The sequence below is a fragment of the Pseudomonas sp. DNDY-54 genome (assembly GCF_019880365.1).
GTDB lineage: Bacteria > Pseudomonadota > Gammaproteobacteria > Pseudomonadales > Pseudomonadaceae > Stutzerimonas > Stutzerimonas stutzeri_P.
The window spans coordinates 3,867,809-3,887,109 of the sequence record NZ_CP082271.1; the positions used below are offsets into that span (position 1 = coordinate 3,867,809).

A 19,301-nucleotide genomic window follows, 5' to 3' on the forward strand; every position below is an offset into this window, starting at 1 on the left:
AGCCCACCAGAGAGTCCCGTCGAACAAACGGTGGGCTAAAGCCCACCCTACGTGATAGCGGCGTGGCGGCTGAAACGTAGCACCGCATTGCGCCCCTTCTACGGCGGACTATGACCACCGCTGCGGCTATTCGAGACAGGAACACTTCATGAGCTACCTCAGCATTCGCAAGCTGCACAAAGCCTTTGGCGACACCCAGGTCTTCAGCGATATCGACTGCGAGATTGCCAAAGGCGAGCTGATCACACTGCTCGGCCCCTCCGGCTGCGGCAAGTCCACGTTGCTGCGCTGTATTGCTGGGCTGACCGACGTCGACGGGGGACAGATCCTGCTGGACGGCGAAAACCTCGTGCCAGTCTCGCCGCAGAAACGCCAGATCGGCATGGTGTTTCAGAGCTATGCGCTGTTTCCCAACATGACGGTGGAACAGAACGTCTCCTTCGGCTTGCGCATGCAAAAGATCGACAAAGACGAAAGCGCTCAACGGGTGACCGAGGTGCTGGCGATGGTCGAGCTCGGCGAGTTTGCCGGGCGCTACCCGAGCCAGTTGTCAGGCGGCCAATGCCAGCGGGTGGCCCTGGCGCGCTCGCTGGTTACGCGCCCTCGCCTGCTGTTGCTCGATGAACCGCTCTCGGCGCTGGATGCGCGCATTCGCAAGCATCTGCGTGAACAGATCCGCGCGATCCAGCAGGAGCTGGGGCTGACCACCCTCTTCGTCACCCACGATCAGGAGGAAGCACTGACGCTGTCCGATCGCATCCTGCTGATGAACGCCGGACGTATCGTCCAGAGTGCTGATGCCGAAACCCTGTATACCGCGCCCGTGAGTGCGTTTGCCGCCGGCTTCATTGGCAACTACAACCTGCTCAGCGCCGACGTGGCCACGCGTCTGCTGCAGCGGCCGATCGATGGGCAGGTGGCGATCCGCCCGGAAGCCATTGCATTAGCAGCGGCCGGGGGCAGCGACGGGATCGCCGCGGTCATCAAAAGCCATAGCCTGCTCGGCAACGTGATCCGTTACCGCGTCGACGCACGCGATGTCGAACTGCTGGTCGACGTACTCAATCGCTCTGCCGCCGATCTCTATCCCCACGGTCGCCAGGTAAGCCTTACCATCGACGCTTCGGCAATTCACGAGGTGGCTTGATGGCATTGGCAATTTTTGACCTGGACGAAACCCTGATAGACGGCGATTGTGCCAGCCTGTGGGCGCAGGAGATGGCCAAGATCGGCTGGGTGGACGGGGAGTCCTTTCTGCGCAAGGACGCCGAGTTGATGGCCGAGTACGCCTTTGGCCGGCTGGCGATGGAAGATTACATGGCCTTCAGCCTGGCGCCATTGGTGGGCCGCACCGCTGACGAGGTCGAGCATGTGGTCGAGCCTTTCGTCGAGGACGTGATCGAGCCGCTGATCTTCAGCGATGCCATGCGCCACGTCGCTGAACACCGCAAAGCCGGTGACCGCATCCTCATCATTTCCGCGTCCGCAGAGTTTCTGGTCAAGGCGATCGCCGCACGGCTCGGGATCGACGATGTGCTGGCGATCCGGCTGGAAGAGCAGCACGGGTTCTACAGCGGCAACACAGAGGGCGTACTTACCTACCGCGAAGGCAAGGCGACACGGTTGCGCGAATGGGCAGAGGCTGAGGAAGAATCGTTAGAAGGAGCCTACTTCTATTCCGATTCGATCAATGACCTGCCGCTGCTTGAGCAGGTCGCGCATCCGTATGTGGTGAACCCTGATCCGTTGCTGCGAGAGCGAGCCGACGCGAAGAACTGGCCGCAACTAACGTGGCGCTAAGGTAGACCGTCGGGGCACTGTTCAATCGTTGGCGTTCAACGGCAGCAGGACGCGGAACAACGCGCCCTTGCCCTCCTCGCTCTCTACCTGAATCCGTCCCTTGTGTGCCTTGACGATCTGCTCGGCAATGAACAAACCGAGCCCAAGCCCGGCGCTGGTCTCGCTGCCTTCGGCGCGCTCGAACTGGCAGAAAATGCGCTCGAGACTCTTTTGGCTGATGCCTATGCCCTGGTCCCGAACTTCGATAGATGCATCGGATGCCGTGGCGCTGACGCTTACCTGGACCGGTTTGCCTGCGCCATAGCGCATCGCATTGGTCAGCAGGTTCGCCAGCACCTGCTCGATCCGGAACTCATCCCATACCCCAACGATTGGTTCTGGGCGCTGGAACAGCAGCGTGCAGCCGCTGGCCTCCATTTGCGGAGCGAAATTTTCCACGACGCTGGCGACCAGCTTGCCCAGATCGACATCGCTCGGGCGGATCGACAGCTTGCCGGTGCGAATCCGTGATACATCGAGCATGTCATCGATGAGCCGAATCAGGCTCTGGATCTGTCGCTCGTCCTTGTCGACCATCTGGCACAGCTTCTCCTGACTGAACGCCGCCAGGTTGTTCCGCCCAAGCTGCAGCCTGCGCAGCTGGACCTCGAGAATCAGGGTGTTGAGCGGCGTCTTCAGCTCATGGGAAACGATCGACATAAAGTCGTCGCGCGTGCGTACGGCGTCTTCCAACTCGGCCTTGGTACTGCGCAACTGGTTAAGCAGGACTTCCTGCTCCCGACGGCTGCGTTCCAGCTCTTCAAGGTGGCGCGCCATGCGCTTGCGGTTGCGGTAGAGGTCGACAAATACGCTGACCTTGCTGCGCACCGCGTGCGTATCCAGCGGCTTGTGCATGAAGTCCACCGCCCCGGTCTCATAACCTTTAAAGGCGTAATTGAGCTCGCGGCCGGCGGCGCTGACGAAAACGATGGGGATCTGCTTGGTCCGCTCAGTGCTGCGCATCAGCTCGGCCAGCTGGAAGCCGTCCATGCCCGGCATCTGCACATCAAGGATCGCAAGCGCGAACTCATGCCGGAGCAGCAGCTCAAGGGCCTGTTCGGCAGACTCGGCCTGGTGCACCCGGATGCCCGGCGCCTTCAGCAGGGCATCGAGCGCCAGCAGGTTCTCCGGCAGATCATCGACGATCAGCAGGTTCGCTTCATCCGTTCGGTCAGACATGAGTCACTCCAGTTCGCGCAACAGTCGATGAATATCGCGCAAAGGCAATATGTAATCCGGCGCAAAGCGCTGGAGTGCTGAAAGGGGCATCGTCGGGACCTCGGCTTCCGCGGGGTCCTGAACGATGGTGATACCGCCAGCGTGCTTGATCGCTTCCAGACCGGCCGCGCCGTCTTCGTTGGCCCCGGTCAACAGGACACCGGCGACACGCTCGCCCCAGGCATCGGCAGCCGACTCGAACAGCACATCGATTGACGGTCGCGAAAAATGAATCGCATCGTCCTGGCTGAGCGACAGGGTGAGGTCCGCCTCCACCAGCAGGTGATACCCGGGCGCCGCGAAATACAATGTCCCAGCACACACCGCCTCCTTGTCATCCGCCTCTTTGACCCGCAGCGCCGTCTTGCGCTGAAAGATTTCCGCCAGCTGAGTCGGCCCGCTTGCCGGTATGTGCTGAACCATCAGCAGCGCCTGACGCATGTCACCCGGCAGCCCCTCGACCAGCGCGCTCAGCGCAGCAAGTCCACCAGCAGAGGCGCCTATCACCACCGCATCGATGGGCTGCAGTGGCGGGGTCAAGGCATCGCAGATAGCCTGTCTCATAGCTTGCGGAAAATCCTTTCCTGCTTGTCGAACGCTTCGTAGCGTCCAGCGTAGCCGGAGAATTCGACGGTTTCCTTGCTGCCCAGCCCAAGGAAACCGCGATGGCAAAGGGACTCATGGAATAGGCCAAAGGCCCGATTCTGCAGTGGCTTGTTGAAATAGATCAGAACATTACGACAGGAGACCAGCTGGGTTTCCGCAAATACGCTGTCGGTCGCCAGGCTATGATCGGCAAACGTTACGTTATTTTTCAACGACTTATCCATGATGGCCGAATCATAGGCGGCCGTATAGTAATCGCTCAGGCTGTGTCTGCCACCGGCACGCTGATAATTGCTCGTGTACTGCTGCATATCGCTGATATCGAAAATGCCTTGGCGGGCGCGCTCCAGCGACCGTGGGTTGATGTCGGTCGCATAGAGGATGGTGCGGTCCAGCAGCCCTTCCTCCTTGAGCAAAATCGCCATCGAGTAAACCTCTTCGCCCGTGCTGCAACCGGCAATCCAGACCTTCAGTGACGGGTAGGTCCGCAGCACCGGTACAACCTGCTCGCGCAACGCCAGGTAGTAGCCAGGATCTCGAAACATCTCGCTCACCGGGATGGTGAGAAATTGCAACAGCTCCATGAACGCATTGGGATCGTAAAGAATCTTGCGCTGCAGCTCCGAGATGTTGTCGCAGTGCATCTGCTTCAACGCCAACAGAACGCGACGCTTGAGTGATGCACTGGAGTAATCGCGAAAATCGTAGCTGTAACGCAGGTAGATCGCTTCGATCAGCAGCTTCAGTTCAATGGCCTGGTTGCGGTCCGGCATGTCACAGCAGCTCCACTTTCGGCAGCCAGACACGGATGAGCGAGAACAGGCGATCCAGATCGATAGGCTTGGCCAGGTAATCGTTGGCACCGGCGCGCAGGCAACGGTCCTGGTCGTCCTTCATGGCCTTGGCCGTCACCGCAATGATCGGCAGCTTGGCGAAGCGTGGGTCCTTGCGGATTTCCTGCATGGCGGTGAAGCCATCCATTTCCGGCATCATGATGTCCATCAGCACCAAGTCGATATCGCTGACAGCCTGCAACTGAGCGATGGCCTCGTGGCCGTTACGCGCAATCTCGATCAATGCGCCCTTCTGCTCCAGCGCGCTGGTCAGTGCGAACACGTTACGCACGTCATCATCGACCACCAGAATCTTGCGGCCTTCGAAGGCCTTTTCGCGGCTGCGCACGCTTTTGAGCATCTTCTGCCGCTCCGGCGGCATGTCGGATTCGACCTTGTGCAGGAACAGCGTGACCTCGTCCAACAGCCGCTCAGGTGAGCGTGCGCCCTTGATGATGATCGAACGTGAATATTTCATCAGCGCCCCTTCCTCATCGCGGGTCAGGTTGCGTCCGGTGTAGACAATGACCGGCGGGAACGAGCAGATATCTTCGCGCGCCATGCGCTCAAGCAGCTCATGACCGTCCATGTCCGGCAGCTTGAGGTCGATGATCATGCAGTCGAAGACAGTCGAACGCAGCAGCTCGAGCGCCTGCTCACCAAACTCCACCGCGGTGATTTCGATGTCCACATCCTCGATCAGGCGCGACACGCTCTCACGCTGGCGGGCGTCATCTTCGACCAGCAGGATGCGTTTGACCTTCTGCGCCAGCTTGGCTTCGAAGCGTCCGAATACTTCTTTGAGGTCTTCGCGCGTGGTCGGCTTGGTCGCGTAGCCGATGGCGCCCATTTGAAGGGCCGCCTCTTTGCGGTCTTCCACCGAGACGATGTGCACGGGAATGTGCCGCGTGATCGGGTTTTCCTTGAGTCGCTCAAGCACCGTCAAGCCGGAGTGATCCGGCAACCGCATGTCCAGCAGGATCGCATCGGGACGGTACTGCACCGCCGTGTCGAAACCCTGGTCGGCATTCTGTGCGATCAGGCAGCTGTACTTCAGCTCGTGGGCGAGATCACGGAGGATGCCGGCAAATTGCGGCTCATCCTCGATCACCAGAACGGAGCGCTCGAATGGGAAGCCGTCGCGGTCATCGGCCAGAGCCGGTACGTTCTGCTCCGCGGCACGCAGCGGGACTGGCGGGTTTGGTCTGTCCGGTACGGATGGCACGGTTACCACCGCCGCGGGCAGGTCCAGCGTTTCCCGGACCGACGGGTGTTCTGGTTCCTGCACAGCGACGGGGGCGTTGTAACTCTCCGGGATGATCAGCGTGAACACGCTGCCAGCACCGGGTTCGCTGCTGACTTCGATGGTGCCGCCTAGCAGCTGCGCCAGTTCGAGCGAAATGGACAGCCCCAGCCCGGTGCCACCGTAGCGACGGTTGGTCGTGCCGTCGGCCTGGCGGAACGCTTCGAAAATCACCTCATGCTGGTCCGCCGGGATTCCAATTCCCGAATCGCGGACGGCGAACGCGAGCTGGCCACTGTGGTGACGCTTCACAAGCAGCCCAACCGAACCTTTTTCAGTGAACTTGAACGCGTTCGACAGCAGGTTCTTGAGGATCTGTTCCAATCGCTGACGGTCGGTGTACAGGCTTTCCGGCAGCCCATCGCCCAGCTCAACGTCGAATTGAAGGGACTTGTCCAACGCCTGCGCGAGGAAGAGGCTTTTCAGCCCGTCGACCAGGCGGGCCAACTTGACCAGCTCGGGGTGCACGTCGAGCTTGCCGGCCTCTACCTTGGAGATGTCGAGAATATCGTTGATCAGGTGGAGCAGATCGTTCCCCGCCGAGTAGATGGAACGAGCGAATTGCACCTGATCATCGCCCAGATTGCCCTCTGGGTTGTCGGCCAGCAATTTCGCGAGAATCAGTGAGCTGTTCAGCGGCGTGCGCAGCTCATGGGACATATTGGCAAGAAATTCGGACTTGTAGCGGCTCGCGCGTTGCAGCTCGTCAGCACGCTCTTCAAGCATCAGCTGCACTTCGTGCAGACGATGATTCTTCAGGTCCATCTCGTCGCGCTGACGCGCAAGCTCAAGGGCCTGTTCGGCGAGCTGCTCGTTGGTCTGCTCCAGTTCCGCCTGCTGTTCTTCCATGTGCGCCTGGGATTCACGCAGGGCGCTGGATTGCTCCTCAAGCTCCTCGTTGGCAGCGCGCAGCTCTTCCTGCTGTACCTGCAGTTCCTCGTTGAGCTGCTGGGTTTCGGCCAGGACGCGCTGCAAACGCTGACGGTAACGTGCGGCCTCGATGGCCGATCCGATGTTGTCGCTGACGCGCCGCAGCAGCTCCATGTCGTCCTCGCGCAGCGGCCGCAAGAAGCCGACTTCCAGCACCGCATTGAGCAGGCCACTGTCTTCGACCGGCGCGATTAGCACGGATTGAACATCGGTGCTGCCCAAGGCCGAGCTGACCTTCAGGTAGCCGGGCGGCAGACTGTCCAGCTCAATTGCACGGCGTTCCAGGGCCGCCTGCCCCACCAGCCCTTCGCCGATCTCCAGCGTGCGGGAACCATTCAGACGGTCCTTGTCCCAGCCGAACTCCGCGACCCGCTGCAATTTGCTGTCCTGAGTCACGTAAAGCGCCCCGACCGCTACGTTGAGGTAACGCGACAGGAAACTGAGGACATTCTGGCCCAGGGTCGGCAGCGCCTGTTCGCCGATCATGGACTCGGTGAGCTGGGTCTGACCGGTGCGATACCACGCCTGTTTTTCCAGCGCGGCGGCATGGGCCCGCTGTTGGTTCAGTGAATCGGCGTAGCTGTCCGACAGGCTAAGCAGGTCACGACGACCGAAATAGACCAGCAACCCACTGAAAATCAGGCTGAACAGCAGAAAACCGCCGATCAGCGCCGTGGTGATCATTTCCGCCGTGTCGGTTCTTTCCGCTCGGATCTGCCTTTCATGCGCGATGAAGTCGTTGAGCAGCAGCCGTTGCTCTTCCTTCAATTCCAGCCCACGTTGGCTGCGTACGTACTCGACCACTGGCTCGTTCTGCGCGCGACGTGCAATCGCTTCCTCGGCGAATCCGACCCATTGGTTGTGCAGCTCGCCAATACGCTCGACTCGACGTGACTGGACCGGGTCTTCACTTGCGTACTGCCTGATCTGCTCGAACTGGGCTTGATAGACCGGCAATTCCCTACGGTACGGCACCAGGAACACCTCATCCCCGGCGATGAGATAGCCACGCATCGAGGCTTCCAGCTCACCCATTTCCTTCAGCATTTCATGGGCGTAGGACACCCCCAACACCGAGCGCTCAACCCAGTGACCGACGTTCAGGAGGTAATAGACGATGACGCTGAAGAAGAACGCACTGAGGAAACCGAAACCGAGGGGAACCGCCACGTTGCGGTTGAGGATGCGCCTGAAGTGATTCTGATCGATGAAAGAGTCGCCCATCTGGTTCCTTCCCGGGGCTGCTTGATCGCAGCGCCCACGGCAGCGCGGGCAGCTCCGTCGCCAAGGCGAACGCGCCGATCCCGTCAAGTTCTAGGTTGGTTCGCGTGAGATGAACTCACGCACGCAAGTTGACCCGGGACTTTACACCGCCTCGCTTGCAAGCACAAAAAAGCCCGGCCGAGTGGCCGGGCTTTTTATTGCACGCTGACCACACTCAGCGGCGGGCGATGATCCAGACGGCATGAATGATGCCCGGAATATAGCCGAGCAGCGTCAACAGGATGTTCAACCAGAAGGCGCCAGCAAAGCCGACTTGCAGGAACACCCCCAGCGGAGGCAGTAGTATCGCGATGATTATTCGGATCAAGTCCATATCGGGTCCCCTAAGGTCTGGTTCTGGCTGAATGCTTACTGTGAATCGACCTGATCACGCCCTGGGGGTTCCTTGTGGACCCCTTGCTACAAGCGAAGCGGCAAGGTGAACGGAACGGCAACCGCCGCCGATAGGCGGTGGCTGTCGGAACCGATAGCGACTGTGTGAGCCGCCGGGGTGTGCCAAACGGCACCATAAGAGAGGAGACGCGGCCGACTGCAGGTTGAGCCAGTTTTACGGCGTCGATGCGCGTGGCCTTGTGGGCCCCTGCGCACCGCTGGGCGGATCCTTCGCCAGCCAACGGACTATTGCAGAAGCAGCGCTGCGCCTCTATTCGCAGAAGGTCGAAGCCCCCGCTCCGCCGCGGGCACCACAGCCCAACGCGCCGCTCAAGAGGTGTCGGTTGGCCGTGAACCGGACCGGTCGCCTCGCTTGCGACGAATATTGACCCACGACAGCACCGCCAGCGCCAGCATCAACCCGACCATGTTGAAGTTGCCCACCAGCAGATAACCCAGCGCCGCCAGCGAGCACGCCACCAGCCCCACCCAGCGTACATATCCCATCATGGTGCGTACCGCGCCGCCGATCCGGTCGTCTCCGGGCGGCATCAATGCGCCCTCGCTTGCATGCGTTCGAGCTCCTTGGCGTCGTGGCTGCAAAACAGCATCACTTCATCCTTGCGTTCCAGCGACAGCGCCCAGAGCCGATGCTGATTGGCCAATCGCGCCGTACGATCAACTTCCATCATGCGCTGATAGAAGCGCAGCCCTGGTGTGCAGTGACGCTCGCTCTGACCTACTTCTTCCCGATAGAAATACGCATCACCAGCGTGCAGCAGCCAGCCGTCATCGCCCTGCAAGGCTACGCCTGCGTGCCCGTGCGTATGACCGGTCAACGGGATCAGCGCGATTTCCGGCGGTAAACCACGCAGCTCCTTGACCGCCTGGAAACCAAACCAGGTATCGCCGCCCGGCTCGTAGAATTGCCAGTTGCGCACCGCATCCCATTGACGGTGTCGGTAGCGCTGATGACCAACAAAGCTGTGAGTCGAGCGTGCTGCATCAATCTCCCGTTGCAGCACGTGGACCTGCGCCTCGGGGAAATCCTCCAGCCCGCCGGCATGATCGAAATCCAGGTGCGTCAGCACGATGTGGCGTACATCGGCCGGATCGAATCCCAGCTGGCGGACTTGGAACAGCGCCGTGAAGCGATCTTCAAACTTGATGTTATTCAGGGCGATAAAAAAGGGACTGAGCCGCCTGCGCGGCTCCCGCACGTCGCAACTGCCAAAGCCGGTGTCGACCAGCACCAACCCGTGCTGATCCGTCTCGATCAATAGGCAGTGGCACACCAGGCTGGCCGTCAGCCCCTGACTGAAGCCATCGAACAGCCGACCGCCTACCGGGCACATGCAGCCACAGTTGAGATGATGAATACGCATGAACACTCCTCATGGCTGGACGAGGGACGCCGGGCGATGAACGCCTTATCAACGTGTGAGGCCGGACAGCGCGGCAGAGTTCAGCCGAAAACTCATGGCCGAACGACGTTCCGACGACCCGGGCGAGACTCTCGCCCCACCTGAACTATCCTCTGTGCTACTGCCGCGATTCGCCGTCGCGCCATTCGCCACCTGGGAGGATCACGCCGATGCGCCGCCGCCCCTTTGAACGACTGGCTTGGCTACTGATCGTCTTGCTTGTGTCATGGCTGGGGCTCGTCGGACCGGTGCAAGGCGCGGCACCGGTTACGGTCCTGCGACTCGACGGCGTGATCGGGCCGGCCAGTGCCGACTATCTGATTCGCGGCATACAACGCGCGGCGCAAACCGAGGCGCAGCTGCTCGTGCTGCAGCTCGATACGCCTGGCGGACTGGATAGCTCAATGCGCACGATCATCAAAGAAATGCTCGCCAGCCCCGTTCCCATCGCGACCCATGTCACCCCCAGCGGTGCGCGCGCCGCCAGTGCCGGTACGTACATGCTCTACGCCAGCCATGTCGCGGCAATGAGCCCAGGCACCAACCTCGGCGCCGCCACGCCCGTTCAGATTGGCGGCACACCCGGCAAGCCACCCGCGCAGCCGCCAGACGCGGAACGGCCAGACGATGAACCCAGCGGCGACGCCATGAGCCGTAAGCAAGTCAATGACGCTGCTGCCTACATTCGGGGCCTGGCGCAGCTGCGCGGACGCAACGCCGAATGGGCGGAGCAGGCCGTTCGCGAGGCAGTCAGCCTGCCCGCCAGCGAGGCGCTGCAGATCAAGGTAATCGACTACATCGCAGCCGATCTGGACGATCTTCTGGCCCAGCTCGATGGCAAGACGCTCAGAACGCGCGAGGGAGAACGCGTCATGCAGACCACCGACGCCATGCTTGATCGCTATGACCCGGATTGGCGGGTGCGTCTGCTGGCGGTGATCACCAACCCCAGTGTTGCGCTGATCCTGATGATGATCGGCATTTATGGCCTGATCTTCGAGTTTTCCAACCCAGGCACCGGTGGGGGCGGCGTGGTCGGCGGAATCTGCCTGGTGCTCGCGCTGTACTCACTGCAGCTGCTGCCGGTGAACTACGCCGGCGTAGCGCTGATTTTGCTGGGGCTGGGTTTCATGGTTGCCGAGGCCTTCATCCCCAGTTTCGGCATTCTCGGCCTGGGGGGTGTGGCCGCCTTCGTCACCGGCTCAGTGATCCTGTTGGACACCGACGTGCCCGGCTACGGTATTCCTCTGGCCTTGATCGGCACGCTGGCGGTGGTCAGCGCGTTGCTCGTATTCGCCATTGTCAGCATGGCGATCAAGGCGCGCCGACAACGCGTTGTCAGTGGCGACGCTGAGCTGGTCGGCAGCTTGGCGCCGGTGACTCGCATCGAGGCGAACGACCCGGCTTGCGGCTGGGTCCAGTTGCAGGGTGAACAATGGCAAGTGGTCAGCTCGACGCCCCTGCACGCGGGCCAACACGTTCGTGTCGTGGGCCGGCGCGGGCTGCAACTGGACGTCACGGCGGCCGATGGCCCGCCACTCGAGAGGAGGTGAATCATGGGCTTTGAAATGAGTTTCATCGCAGTGCTGGTCCTGCTGATCGCGCTGCTGGCATCGACCTTTCGTATCCTGCGTGAATACGAGCGTGGCGTGGTTTTTCAGTTGGGGCGCTTCTGGAAGGTCAAGGGTCCCGGCCTGATCATGGTCATCCCGGGCATCCAGCAAATGGTGCGGGTTGACCTGCGCACGCTGGTGCTGGACGTGCCCACTCAGGACGTGATCTCCCGCGACAACGTGTCGGTGAAGGTCAACGCGGTGGTGTATTACCGCGTCTTGGATGCCGAAAAGGCAATCATCCAGGTCGAGGACTATCACTCGGCAACCAGCCAGCTGGCCCAGACGACACTGCGTGCGGTACTCGGCAAGCACGATCTGGACGACATGCTGGCTGAGCGCGAACAGCTCAACAACGACATCCAGCAGGTTCTGGACGCCCAAACCGATGCCTGGGGCATCAAGGTGGCGAACGTCGAAATCAAGCATGTCGACCTCGATGAATCGATGATCCGCGCCATCGCCCGTCAGGCCGAAGCGGAACGGGAGCGGCGCGCCAAGGTCATTCATGCTGAGGGCGAATTGCAGGCGTCAGAGAAACTGATGCAGGCCGCCGAGATGCTCGGTCGCCAATCCGGTGCAATGCAGCTGCGTTACATGCAGACGCTGAGCAACATCGCCGGCGACAAGAACTCGACCATCGTCTTCCCGCTGCCCATGGAGCTGCTGCAAGGCCTGGGCAACCTCACCAAGAAACCCGAGTAGACATCGTATGCCCCTGCGCCCAGCCGTACCCATTGCTCGCCTGTTGTCGGTCTGTCTGCTGGCGCTGTTAGTCGCTGGCTGCGCCGCCTTTTCCCAGCGCGACCCGCTCAATGTGCAGGTCGCGGGCATTCAGCCTTTACCCGGTGAAGGGTTGGAGCTGCGCATGACGGTCAAACTGCGGGTACAGAACCCCAACGACGTCGCGCTCGACTACAACGGCGTGGCGCTCGACCTGGAGGTCAATGGTCGGCGTCTGGCCAGTGGCGTCAGCGATGCCCGTGGCAGCGTGCCGCGCTTCGGCGAAACCGTGCTGAGCGTACCCATGACTATTTCCGCCTTCTCCGCCGCGCGCCAAGCGTTGGGCCTCGCCGAGCACATCGGCATGGACGAGGTGCCCTACGTGCTTCGCGGCAAGCTGGCGGGCGGGCTATTTGGCACGCAGCGTTTCGTCGAGAAGGGGACGCTGGACCTGGAAGGCACACTGCCGAGCCCTTACCGACGGCGGTGATGGCGGCTTTTCGCAGGCCGCAGACGCTCCATTTCGAGCGGATAGTTGGCAACCGGTTTCTCTGAACGCCTGATCGCGAGCAAGCTCGCTCCTACAAAAGCACTACGATCACCCGCCCCGTAGGAGCGAGCTTGCTCGCGAATGGCAGGCTTGCCGGCCCGCTTCAGCCACGGAGGCTGTCCGTCTGGGCCCATTCCGGCCGGCATTGCCCCGCCCGGCAACGATGCGCTTCGTGGTTCGGGTCTTCCTGCATCAGCTTGCGCGTCACGCCATTGGTCCAGCCGAATCCATCCTGGAGCGGGTATTCACCGCCGGTCGCATGCTCGACACAGGGGCGCAGCACGTATTTCTCCATCAGCTTGCTGTCCCGCTCGAACAGCAGCGAGACGATGCTCAGCCAGCGCTCCTCGATCTGCAGCGCCAGCGCATCGTGACCATAGTGCTGAAGCCCGCGGATCCCCATCCACTGCAGCGGCGCCCAGCCATTGGGGCGATCCCATTGTTCGCCGCTGCCAGAGATCTCGGTGGTGGACAGCCCACCCGGTGCAAGCAGGCGCTCCCGTACGATATTGGCGACGCGTCCCGCCTGATCCGCGCTGGCGAGCTTCACGAACAGCGGCGTCACCGTTGCTGCAGTGAGGTTGTCACGCGGTGCACGCTTCACCCAGTCATAGTCGAAATACGCACCCTGCTGATCATTCCAGAGGTACCGGTCGATCGCCGCCAGACGCGCATTGGCCCGTTCGTTGAACGCCGACGCGCACCCCTGCTGGCCTTTGATTTCGCTGAGCCGGGCGATCTGCCGCTCAAGCTTGTACAGGAAGCTATTCAGGTCCACCGGAATGATCTGCGTGGTGCGAATGCTCGATAACCGCGAGGGATCACCCAGCCAGCGCGAGCTGAAGTCCCAGCCGGACTCAGCACCGGCTCGCAGGTCGCGGTAGACCTCGTGTGCGGGCCGGCTCGATGAGCCCGCCGTCTCGATATCTTCGAGGTAGGACTCTTCGCGGGGCGTGTCCCGCTCATCCCAGTAGCGATTGAGCACGCTGCCGTCATCGAGGCAGACGCAGCGCCGATGCGCCTCGCCGGGGCGCAGCTGATCGTCACCATCGGTCCAGAACGCATGTTCCTTGCGCAGTTGTGGCAGGTAGTCGCTGGCACGATGTACGCCCGATTCTTCGAACAGGTCGGTCATCAACGCGAACACCGGCGGCTGCGAGCGGCTCAGGTAGTAGGTGCGGTTGCCATTGGGCACGTGGCCGTAGGTGTCGATCAGGTAAGCGAAGTTGTCTGCCATCGATCGCAGCAGCTCGCAGTGGCCGCTCTCGTCCAAGCCGAGCATGGTGAAGTACGAGTCCCAATAATAGAGCTCGGTGAACCGCCCACCGGGAACCACGTACTCGTGGGGCAGCGGTAGTAGTGAAGAGAACTCGGGATGCTTGCGCGGCTGACGCGTGAGCACGGGCCAAAGCCGGTCGATATGCTCACTGAGGGTATCGTTCGGGTTGGCGACGAACTCGGTCGGTTTCATCTCGTAGCGTTCAAAATACTCCGCAACGAAGGCTTTCAAGTCGAAACCGGGCTCGCCGCTACTGGCTCGATAGGCTTCGAGAATCCGCTCCGGATGCTGGCGAGGCGCGCAGTCAACAAAGGTTTTGCTGTCCTCGAAAACCCGCTGCGTCTGCACGGCCACGAAGAGTTCCTGATAACGGTCTGCCGGGGTCAGCGTGTCGGCGGAGGAAATCGCGTGGGTGTCGTAATCGAAAGGGCTCAAGTCGGTGTCGGTCATTGCTCGCTGTAATTCCATATCAGTCCACCGTCAACGATCAGTGTAGTACCGGTGATGTAGTCGGCCTCATCCGAGGCCAGAAAGGCCACAGCGCCGGCGACGTCACGCGGCTTACCCAAGCGACCGGCCGGGATATTGCCCAGCAGGCTGGCAAGTTTTTCCGGCTGGTTCATCAGCGACTGATTGATCGGCGTCTCGATCGCGCCGGGTGCCACGTTGTTGACCGTAATGCCCAACGGTGCCAGCTCAATGGCCAGATTGCGCATGAGCATCTTCAGGCCGCCCTTGCTGGCGCAATAGCCGGTGAAGTTGGGAAACGGCAGCTCTTCGTGAACCGAACTGTTGTTGATGATTCGTCCGCCACGTCCGCTGTCCCGCAAGTGCCGCGCCAATGCCTGGGCAATGAAGAACGGACCGCGCAGGTTGACGTTGAGTACCAAGTCGTAATCCGCTTCGCCGGCGTCCAGGAAGGCGCTGTGCCGCTGTACGCCAGCGTTGTTGACCAGAATATCGAGCCGACCCATCTTATCGATGGCTTCCTCGACCAGACGCTGGCATTCGGCAACCTGGCCGACATCCGCGGCGATGAAACAGGCCCGGCGACCAAGCGCCCGAACCTGTTCGAGCGTCTTGCGCGCTTCCTCGTCATCATGGCGCCCATTGATGACCAGATCGGCCCCCTCCTCGGCCAAACGCACTGCAATACCGCGGCCAATGCCCTGGGAGCTGCCCGTTACCAGGGCAACCTTGTTCTGCAGTTTCATCGAACACCTCGTGTGGCTGTCGGGTCGCCGCAGCGACGCGTGAGTCGTCTTTCTGAGACGGGGTGACGTCGGCTGCGTTCAACCGCGTGTTTTTGCCAGGCATTTCCAGCACCAGAGAACAGCCACAGCGGCAGACAAACGCCTGCGCGCAGGCGCAAAATGGCCGGCTCTCCGCTGCTGCGTTTCGGGACATCCATGGCCACTGCCGATCTGCGTAAAGGGTACTTGCTGGGTCTGATTACCTTCTCTATCTGGGGCCTGTTTCCGCTCTACTTCAAATCAATCGAGCAGTACGCGGCGCTGGAGATCGTGACCCAGCGGGCAATCTGGTCGGCGCTGTTCGGCACGCTGGTGCTGAGCCTGTGGCGGCATCCGGGCTGGTGGCAGGAATTGCTCGCGCACCCTCGCCGAATCGGCGTGCTGATGATTTCCAGCGTGCTGATCGCCAGCAACTGGCTGATTTACGTCTGGGCGGTCAACCACAACCACATGCTCGAAGCGAGCCTGGGCTACTACATCAACCCGCTGGTCAACGTCTTGTTGGGGCTGATCGTGCTGCGGGAACGGCTGCGGCCGTTGCAATGGCTTGCCGTGGCGATGGCCGCCGTCGGGGTGTTGCTGCAACTGATCACCCTCGGCGATTTCCCCTGGGTGTCGATCATCCTGGCGCTGAGCTTTGGCAGCTACGGCCTGCTGCGCAAGCAGGCGCCGGTCGCCGCGCTGCCTGGCCTGGTAGTGGAGACCTGGCTGCTACTACCCATTGCGCTGGGCTGGCTGTATTTCTTCGGCACGGGCCCGAGCACAGAGTGGTCATTCTGGACCGAACCACAGGCCCTCTGGCTGGTGGCCGCGGGGCCGGTGACGCTGTTGCCGCTGCTGTGCTTCAACGCTGCGGCGCGGCATCTCCCCTATTCGACGCTGGGCTTTTTGCAATACATCACGCCGACGCTGCTGCTGATCCTCGCGGTGTGGGTGTTCAACGAGCCCTTCCCCGCCGATCGTCAGCTGGCGTTCATCTGCATCTGGGCCGGGCTTGCCGTGTACAGCTACGATGCCTGGCGAGTGATGCGAAAAGGCGCCGTTGGTTAGCGCTATTCGGCCGGTTGGAGTTTCAGCTCCACCATCAGGTCATCGGCGAGGGTTTCCAGGTGGCCTTGCAACTCATCCAGCGCCAGCTCGGTCGGCACAGCCAGCAACGCGTCGGCATGAAACAGCAGTTCGTTGGTCATCGGAGCGGGCGCCACATCGGTGGCCAGGTTTTCCAGGTTCACCCCGTGACGCGCCAGCAACTGAGTGATATCGCGCACTATTCCGGCGCGGTCGTTGCCCACCAGCTGCAGCTGAATCATCTGCCAGCGGCGCTCCGGTTCGGGACCGCTGGGCGCAACCAGCACACGGATCCCCTGTTGCTCCAGCTGCTGCAGCGCCTCGATAAGCCCGGTATGTGCCTGGGCGGGCACCTCGACACGCAGAATGCCTGCGAACTGCCCAGCCATACGCGACATGCGGCTCTCCAGCCAGTTGCCGCCGTGTTCGGCAATGCACTTGGCCACTCGCTCAACCAGCCCGGGCTGATCCTCTGCAATGACGGTTAGGACGAGATGATCCATCTATGACTCCTCGACGTGGGGTGAACGGTGACCGATACGGATCGTAGTGAAGGCTATGGACCACGCGTGCGTCGCCCGGCTCCATAGGTATAGAACAAACTCCCGCCTTCGCCGGGACGAGGCCTGCCCGAAAGCCCAAAATTCAGGCGCTTACCTCGCTGCGCCGCGCCTGCCGGAACGCCCCATACGGTGGACTGATTTTCCAAACGGCTTCATGTAGTATCCGTCGACCCGGACTACAAGAAGACCTGTCCGACGGATTTGAAGAAGAACCAAGTGAGGCGAGTAATGACTGAGCGCGTTCAAGTGGGTGGCCTGCAGGTCGCCAAAGTCCTGTACGACTTCGTGAACAACGAAGCGATTCCTGGCACCGGCGTTGACGCCGATGCCTTCTGGGCCGGCGCTTCCAGCGTCATTCACGACCTGGCGCCGAAGAACCGTGCGCTGCTGGCCAAGCGTGACGACCTGCAAGCCCAGATTGATGCCTGGCACCAGGCACGCGCCGGTCAGGCACACGATGCAGCAGCCTACAAAAGCTTCCTGCAGGAAATCGGTTACCTGTTGCCAGAAGCCGAAGATTTCCAAGCCACCACCCAGAACGTCGACGAAGAAATCGCCCGTATGGCCGGCCCGCAGCTGGTGGTGCCGATCATGAACGCGCGCTTCGCCCTGAACGCCGCCAACGCGCGCTGGGGCTCGCTGTACGACGCGCTCTATGGCACCGACGCGATCTCCGAAGAAGATGGCGCCACCAAGGGCCCCGGCTACAACGAAGTCCGCGGCAACAAGGTCATCGCCTATGCACGCGCCTTCCTCGACGAAGCCGCGCCGCTGCAGACAGGCTCCCATGCCGACGCCACCGGCTACCGCATCGACGCGGGCAAGCTGGTCGTCTCACTAAAAGACGGCAGCACCACCGGCCTGCAGAACCCCGACCAGTTCCTGGGCTTCCAGGGCGACACCAGCGCGCCGATCGCTGTACTGCTCAAGCACAACGGCATCCATTTCGAGATCCAGATCGACCCGGCCAGCCCCATCGGCCAGACCGATGCGGCGGGCGTGAAAGACATCCTGATGGAATCGGCACTGACCACCATCATGGATTGCGAAGACTCCATCGCGGCCGTCGACGCTGACGACAAGACCATCGTTTACCGCAACTGGCTTGGCCTGATGAAGGGCGACCTGGTCGAAGAACTCGAGAAAGGCGGCAAGCGCATCACCCGCGCGATGAACCCGGACCGCGTCTACACCCAGGCCGACGGCAACGGCGAGTTGACCCTGCACGGCCGCTCGCTGCTGTTCATTCGTAACGTCGGTCACCTGATGACCAACGACGCCATCCTCGACAAGGAAGGCAATGAAGTGCCGGAAGGCATCATGGACGGCCTGTTCACCAGCCTCGCCGCCATGCACAACCTCAACGGCAACACCAGCCGCAAGAACACTCGCACCGGCTCGGTCTACATCGTCAAGCCGAAGATGCACGGCCCGGAAGAAGTGGCCTTCGCCACCGAACTCTTCGGTCGCGTCGAAGACGTGCTCAAGCTGCCGCGCAACACCCTGAAAGTCGGCATCATGGACGAAGAGCGCCGCACCTCGATCAACCTCAAGGCCTGTATCAAGGAAGCGCGCGAGCGCGTGGTGTTCATCAACACCGGCTTCCTCGACCGCACCGGCGACGAGATCCACACCTCCATGGAAGCCGGCCCCGTAGTGCGCAAGGCCGCGATGAAGGCCGAAAAGTGGATCAGCTCCTACGAGGACAACAACGTCGACGTCGGCTTGGCCTGCGGCCTGCAGGGCAAGGCGCAGATCGGCAAAGGCATGTGGGCCATGCCCGATCTGATGGCCGGAATGCTGGAGCAGAAGATCGGACACCCAATGGCCGGCGCCAACACCGCCTGGGTTCCGTCACCGACCGCCGCCACCTTGCACGCCATGCACTACCACAAGGTCGACGTGTTCGCCCGTCAGGCCGAACTGGCCAAGCGCACCAAGGCCTCGGTGGACGACATCCTGACCATCCCGCTGGCCAAGGACACCAACTGGAGCGACGAGGAAAAGCGCAACGAGCTGGACAACAACTCGCAAGGCATCCTCGGCTACATGGTCCGCTGGGTCGAGCAGGGCGTCGGTTGCTCCAAAGTGCCGGACATCAACGATGTCGCGCTGATGGAAGACCGCGCCACGCTGCGTATCTCCAGCCAGCACGTGGCCAACTGGATGCGTCACGGCGTAGTGACTCAGGAACAGGTCGTCGAAAGCCTCAAGCGCATGGCGCCGGTGGTTGACCGTCAGAACGAAGGTGACCCGCTGTACCGCCCGATGGCGCCGGAGCTCGACAACAGCGTGGCCTTCCAGGCCGCCCTGGAGCTGGTCCTCGAAGGCACCAAGCAGCCCAACGGCTACACCGAGCCGGTCCTGCACCGTCGTCGCCGCGAGTTCAAGGCCAAGAACGACCTGTAACGCTCAGCCTGGCTGCAAACGAACCGCCCTACGG

General features: G+C 61.7%; 17 protein-coding genes. 7 read left to right on the plus strand and 10 right to left on the minus strand.

The window, feature by feature from the left end:
- Nucleotides 1–148: 148 nt before the first annotated feature.
- Nucleotides 149–1,147, plus strand: a complete 999-nt coding sequence (locus tag K4O48_RS17945) for an ABC transporter ATP-binding protein (RefSeq protein WP_222909703.1) — start codon at nucleotides 149–151, stop codon at nucleotides 1,145–1,147.
- Nucleotides 1,147–1,800, plus strand: a complete 654-nt coding sequence (locus tag K4O48_RS17950; RefSeq protein WP_222909704.1) for an HAD family phosphatase — start codon at nucleotides 1,147–1,149, stop codon at nucleotides 1,798–1,800. Before K4O48_RS17945 ends, K4O48_RS17950 begins: the two co-directional genes overlap by 1 nt.
- 21 nt (nucleotides 1,801–1,821) lie before the next feature.
- Here the strand turns inward: K4O48_RS17950 and K4O48_RS17955 are convergent, their stop codons facing one another.
- The 7 genes from K4O48_RS17955 to K4O48_RS17985 form a co-directional block, all read right to left on the minus strand.
- A complete protein-coding gene (locus K4O48_RS17955; RefSeq protein WP_222909705.1) occupies nucleotides 1,822–3,018 on the minus strand; it encodes a hybrid sensor histidine kinase/response regulator in 1,197 nt (398 codons plus the stop codon).
- 3 nt (nucleotides 3,019–3,021) lie between these two features.
- Nucleotides 3,022–3,621, minus strand: a complete 600-nt coding sequence (locus K4O48_RS17960) for a chemotaxis protein CheB (protein ID WP_222909706.1) — start codon at nucleotides 3,619–3,621, stop codon at nucleotides 3,022–3,024.
- Nucleotides 3,618–4,436 (minus strand): CheR family methyltransferase, encoded by an 819-nt coding sequence (locus tag K4O48_RS17965; protein WP_222909707.1) that lies wholly within the window; start codon nucleotides 4,434–4,436, stop codon nucleotides 3,618–3,620. Before K4O48_RS17965 ends, K4O48_RS17960 begins: the two co-directional genes overlap by 4 nt.
- A 1-nt stretch (nucleotide 4,437) precedes the next feature.
- Nucleotides 4,438–7,953 (minus strand): response regulator, encoded by a 3,516-nt coding sequence (locus K4O48_RS17970; protein WP_222909708.1) that lies wholly within the window; start codon nucleotides 7,951–7,953, stop codon nucleotides 4,438–4,440.
- A gap of 214 nt (nucleotides 7,954–8,167) precedes the next feature.
- Nucleotides 8,168–8,326, minus strand: coding sequence for a YqaE/Pmp3 family membrane protein (locus tag K4O48_RS17975; RefSeq protein WP_003282625.1), 159 nt, complete (start codon nucleotides 8,324–8,326; stop codon nucleotides 8,168–8,170).
- A 389-nt stretch (nucleotides 8,327–8,715) separates the two neighbouring features.
- Entirely contained in the window at nucleotides 8,716–8,937 is a 222-nt protein-coding gene (locus tag K4O48_RS17980) for a hypothetical protein (RefSeq protein ID WP_222909709.1), read from the minus strand.
- Entirely contained in the window at nucleotides 8,937–9,770 is an 834-nt protein-coding gene (locus K4O48_RS17985) for an MBL fold metallo-hydrolase (protein WP_222909710.1), read from the minus strand. Before K4O48_RS17985 ends, K4O48_RS17980 begins: the two co-directional genes overlap by 1 nt.
- Nucleotides 9,771–9,979: 209 nt before the next feature.
- Here K4O48_RS17985 and K4O48_RS17990 point away from each other — a divergent pair, with 209 nt between their 5' ends.
- Genes K4O48_RS17990 through K4O48_RS18000 form a run of 3 tightly spaced genes read left to right on the plus strand, consistent with a single transcriptional unit; the run spans nucleotide 9,980 to nucleotide 12,635 of the window.
- The gene (locus tag K4O48_RS17990; protein ID WP_222909711.1) at nucleotides 9,980–11,362 is read left to right on the plus strand and encodes a nodulation protein NfeD; all 1,383 of its coding nucleotides are present in this window, start codon (nucleotides 9,980–9,982) and stop codon (nucleotides 11,360–11,362) included.
- Between the two features lie 3 nt (nucleotides 11,363–11,365).
- Nucleotides 11,366–12,127 carry a slipin family protein gene (locus tag K4O48_RS17995; protein WP_222909712.1) on the plus strand — a complete coding sequence of 254 codons (762 nt, stop codon included), beginning with the start codon at nucleotides 11,366–11,368 and terminating at the stop codon, nucleotides 12,125–12,127.
- Nucleotides 12,128–12,134: 7 nt separating this feature from the next.
- Nucleotides 12,135–12,635 (plus strand): LEA type 2 family protein, encoded by a 501-nt coding sequence (locus K4O48_RS18000; RefSeq protein WP_222909713.1) that lies wholly within the window; start codon nucleotides 12,135–12,137, stop codon nucleotides 12,633–12,635.
- 163 nt (nucleotides 12,636–12,798) lie between these two features.
- Here the strand turns inward: K4O48_RS18000 and treF are convergent, their stop codons facing one another.
- Together treF and K4O48_RS18010 are read right to left on the minus strand one after the other, a co-directional pair.
- On the minus strand, nucleotides 12,799–14,424 hold the full coding sequence (treF, locus tag K4O48_RS18005) for an alpha,alpha-trehalase TreF (protein ID WP_222909714.1): 1,626 nt from the start codon (nucleotides 14,422–14,424) through the stop codon (nucleotides 12,799–12,801).
- The gene (locus K4O48_RS18010; RefSeq protein ID WP_222909715.1) at nucleotides 14,421–15,188 is read right to left on the minus strand and encodes an SDR family NAD(P)-dependent oxidoreductase; all 768 of its coding nucleotides are present in this window, start codon (nucleotides 15,186–15,188) and stop codon (nucleotides 14,421–14,423) included. The genes treF and K4O48_RS18010 overlap by 4 nt, the downstream gene beginning before the upstream one ends.
- A 195-nt stretch (nucleotides 15,189–15,383) precedes the next feature.
- On the opposite strand from K4O48_RS18010, the gene rarD reads away from it, so the two are divergent.
- Complete coding sequence (rarD, locus tag K4O48_RS18015) at nucleotides 15,384–16,277, plus strand: EamA family transporter RarD (protein ID WP_222909716.1); 894 nt, start codon at nucleotides 15,384–15,386, stop codon at nucleotides 16,275–16,277.
- Between the two features lie 2 nt (nucleotides 16,278–16,279).
- On the opposite strand, the gene K4O48_RS18020 is transcribed toward rarD, so the two are convergent.
- Entirely contained in the window at nucleotides 16,280–16,798 is a 519-nt protein-coding gene (locus K4O48_RS18020) for a glycine cleavage system protein R (RefSeq protein ID WP_222909717.1), read from the minus strand.
- 288 nt (nucleotides 16,799–17,086) lie between these two features.
- Here K4O48_RS18020 and K4O48_RS18025 point away from each other — a divergent pair, with 288 nt between their 5' ends.
- On the plus strand, nucleotides 17,087–19,267 hold the full coding sequence (locus K4O48_RS18025) for a malate synthase G (protein WP_222909718.1): 2,181 nt from the start codon (nucleotides 17,087–17,089) through the stop codon (nucleotides 19,265–19,267).
- The last annotated feature ends 34 nt before the right edge of the window (nucleotides 19,268–19,301 follow it).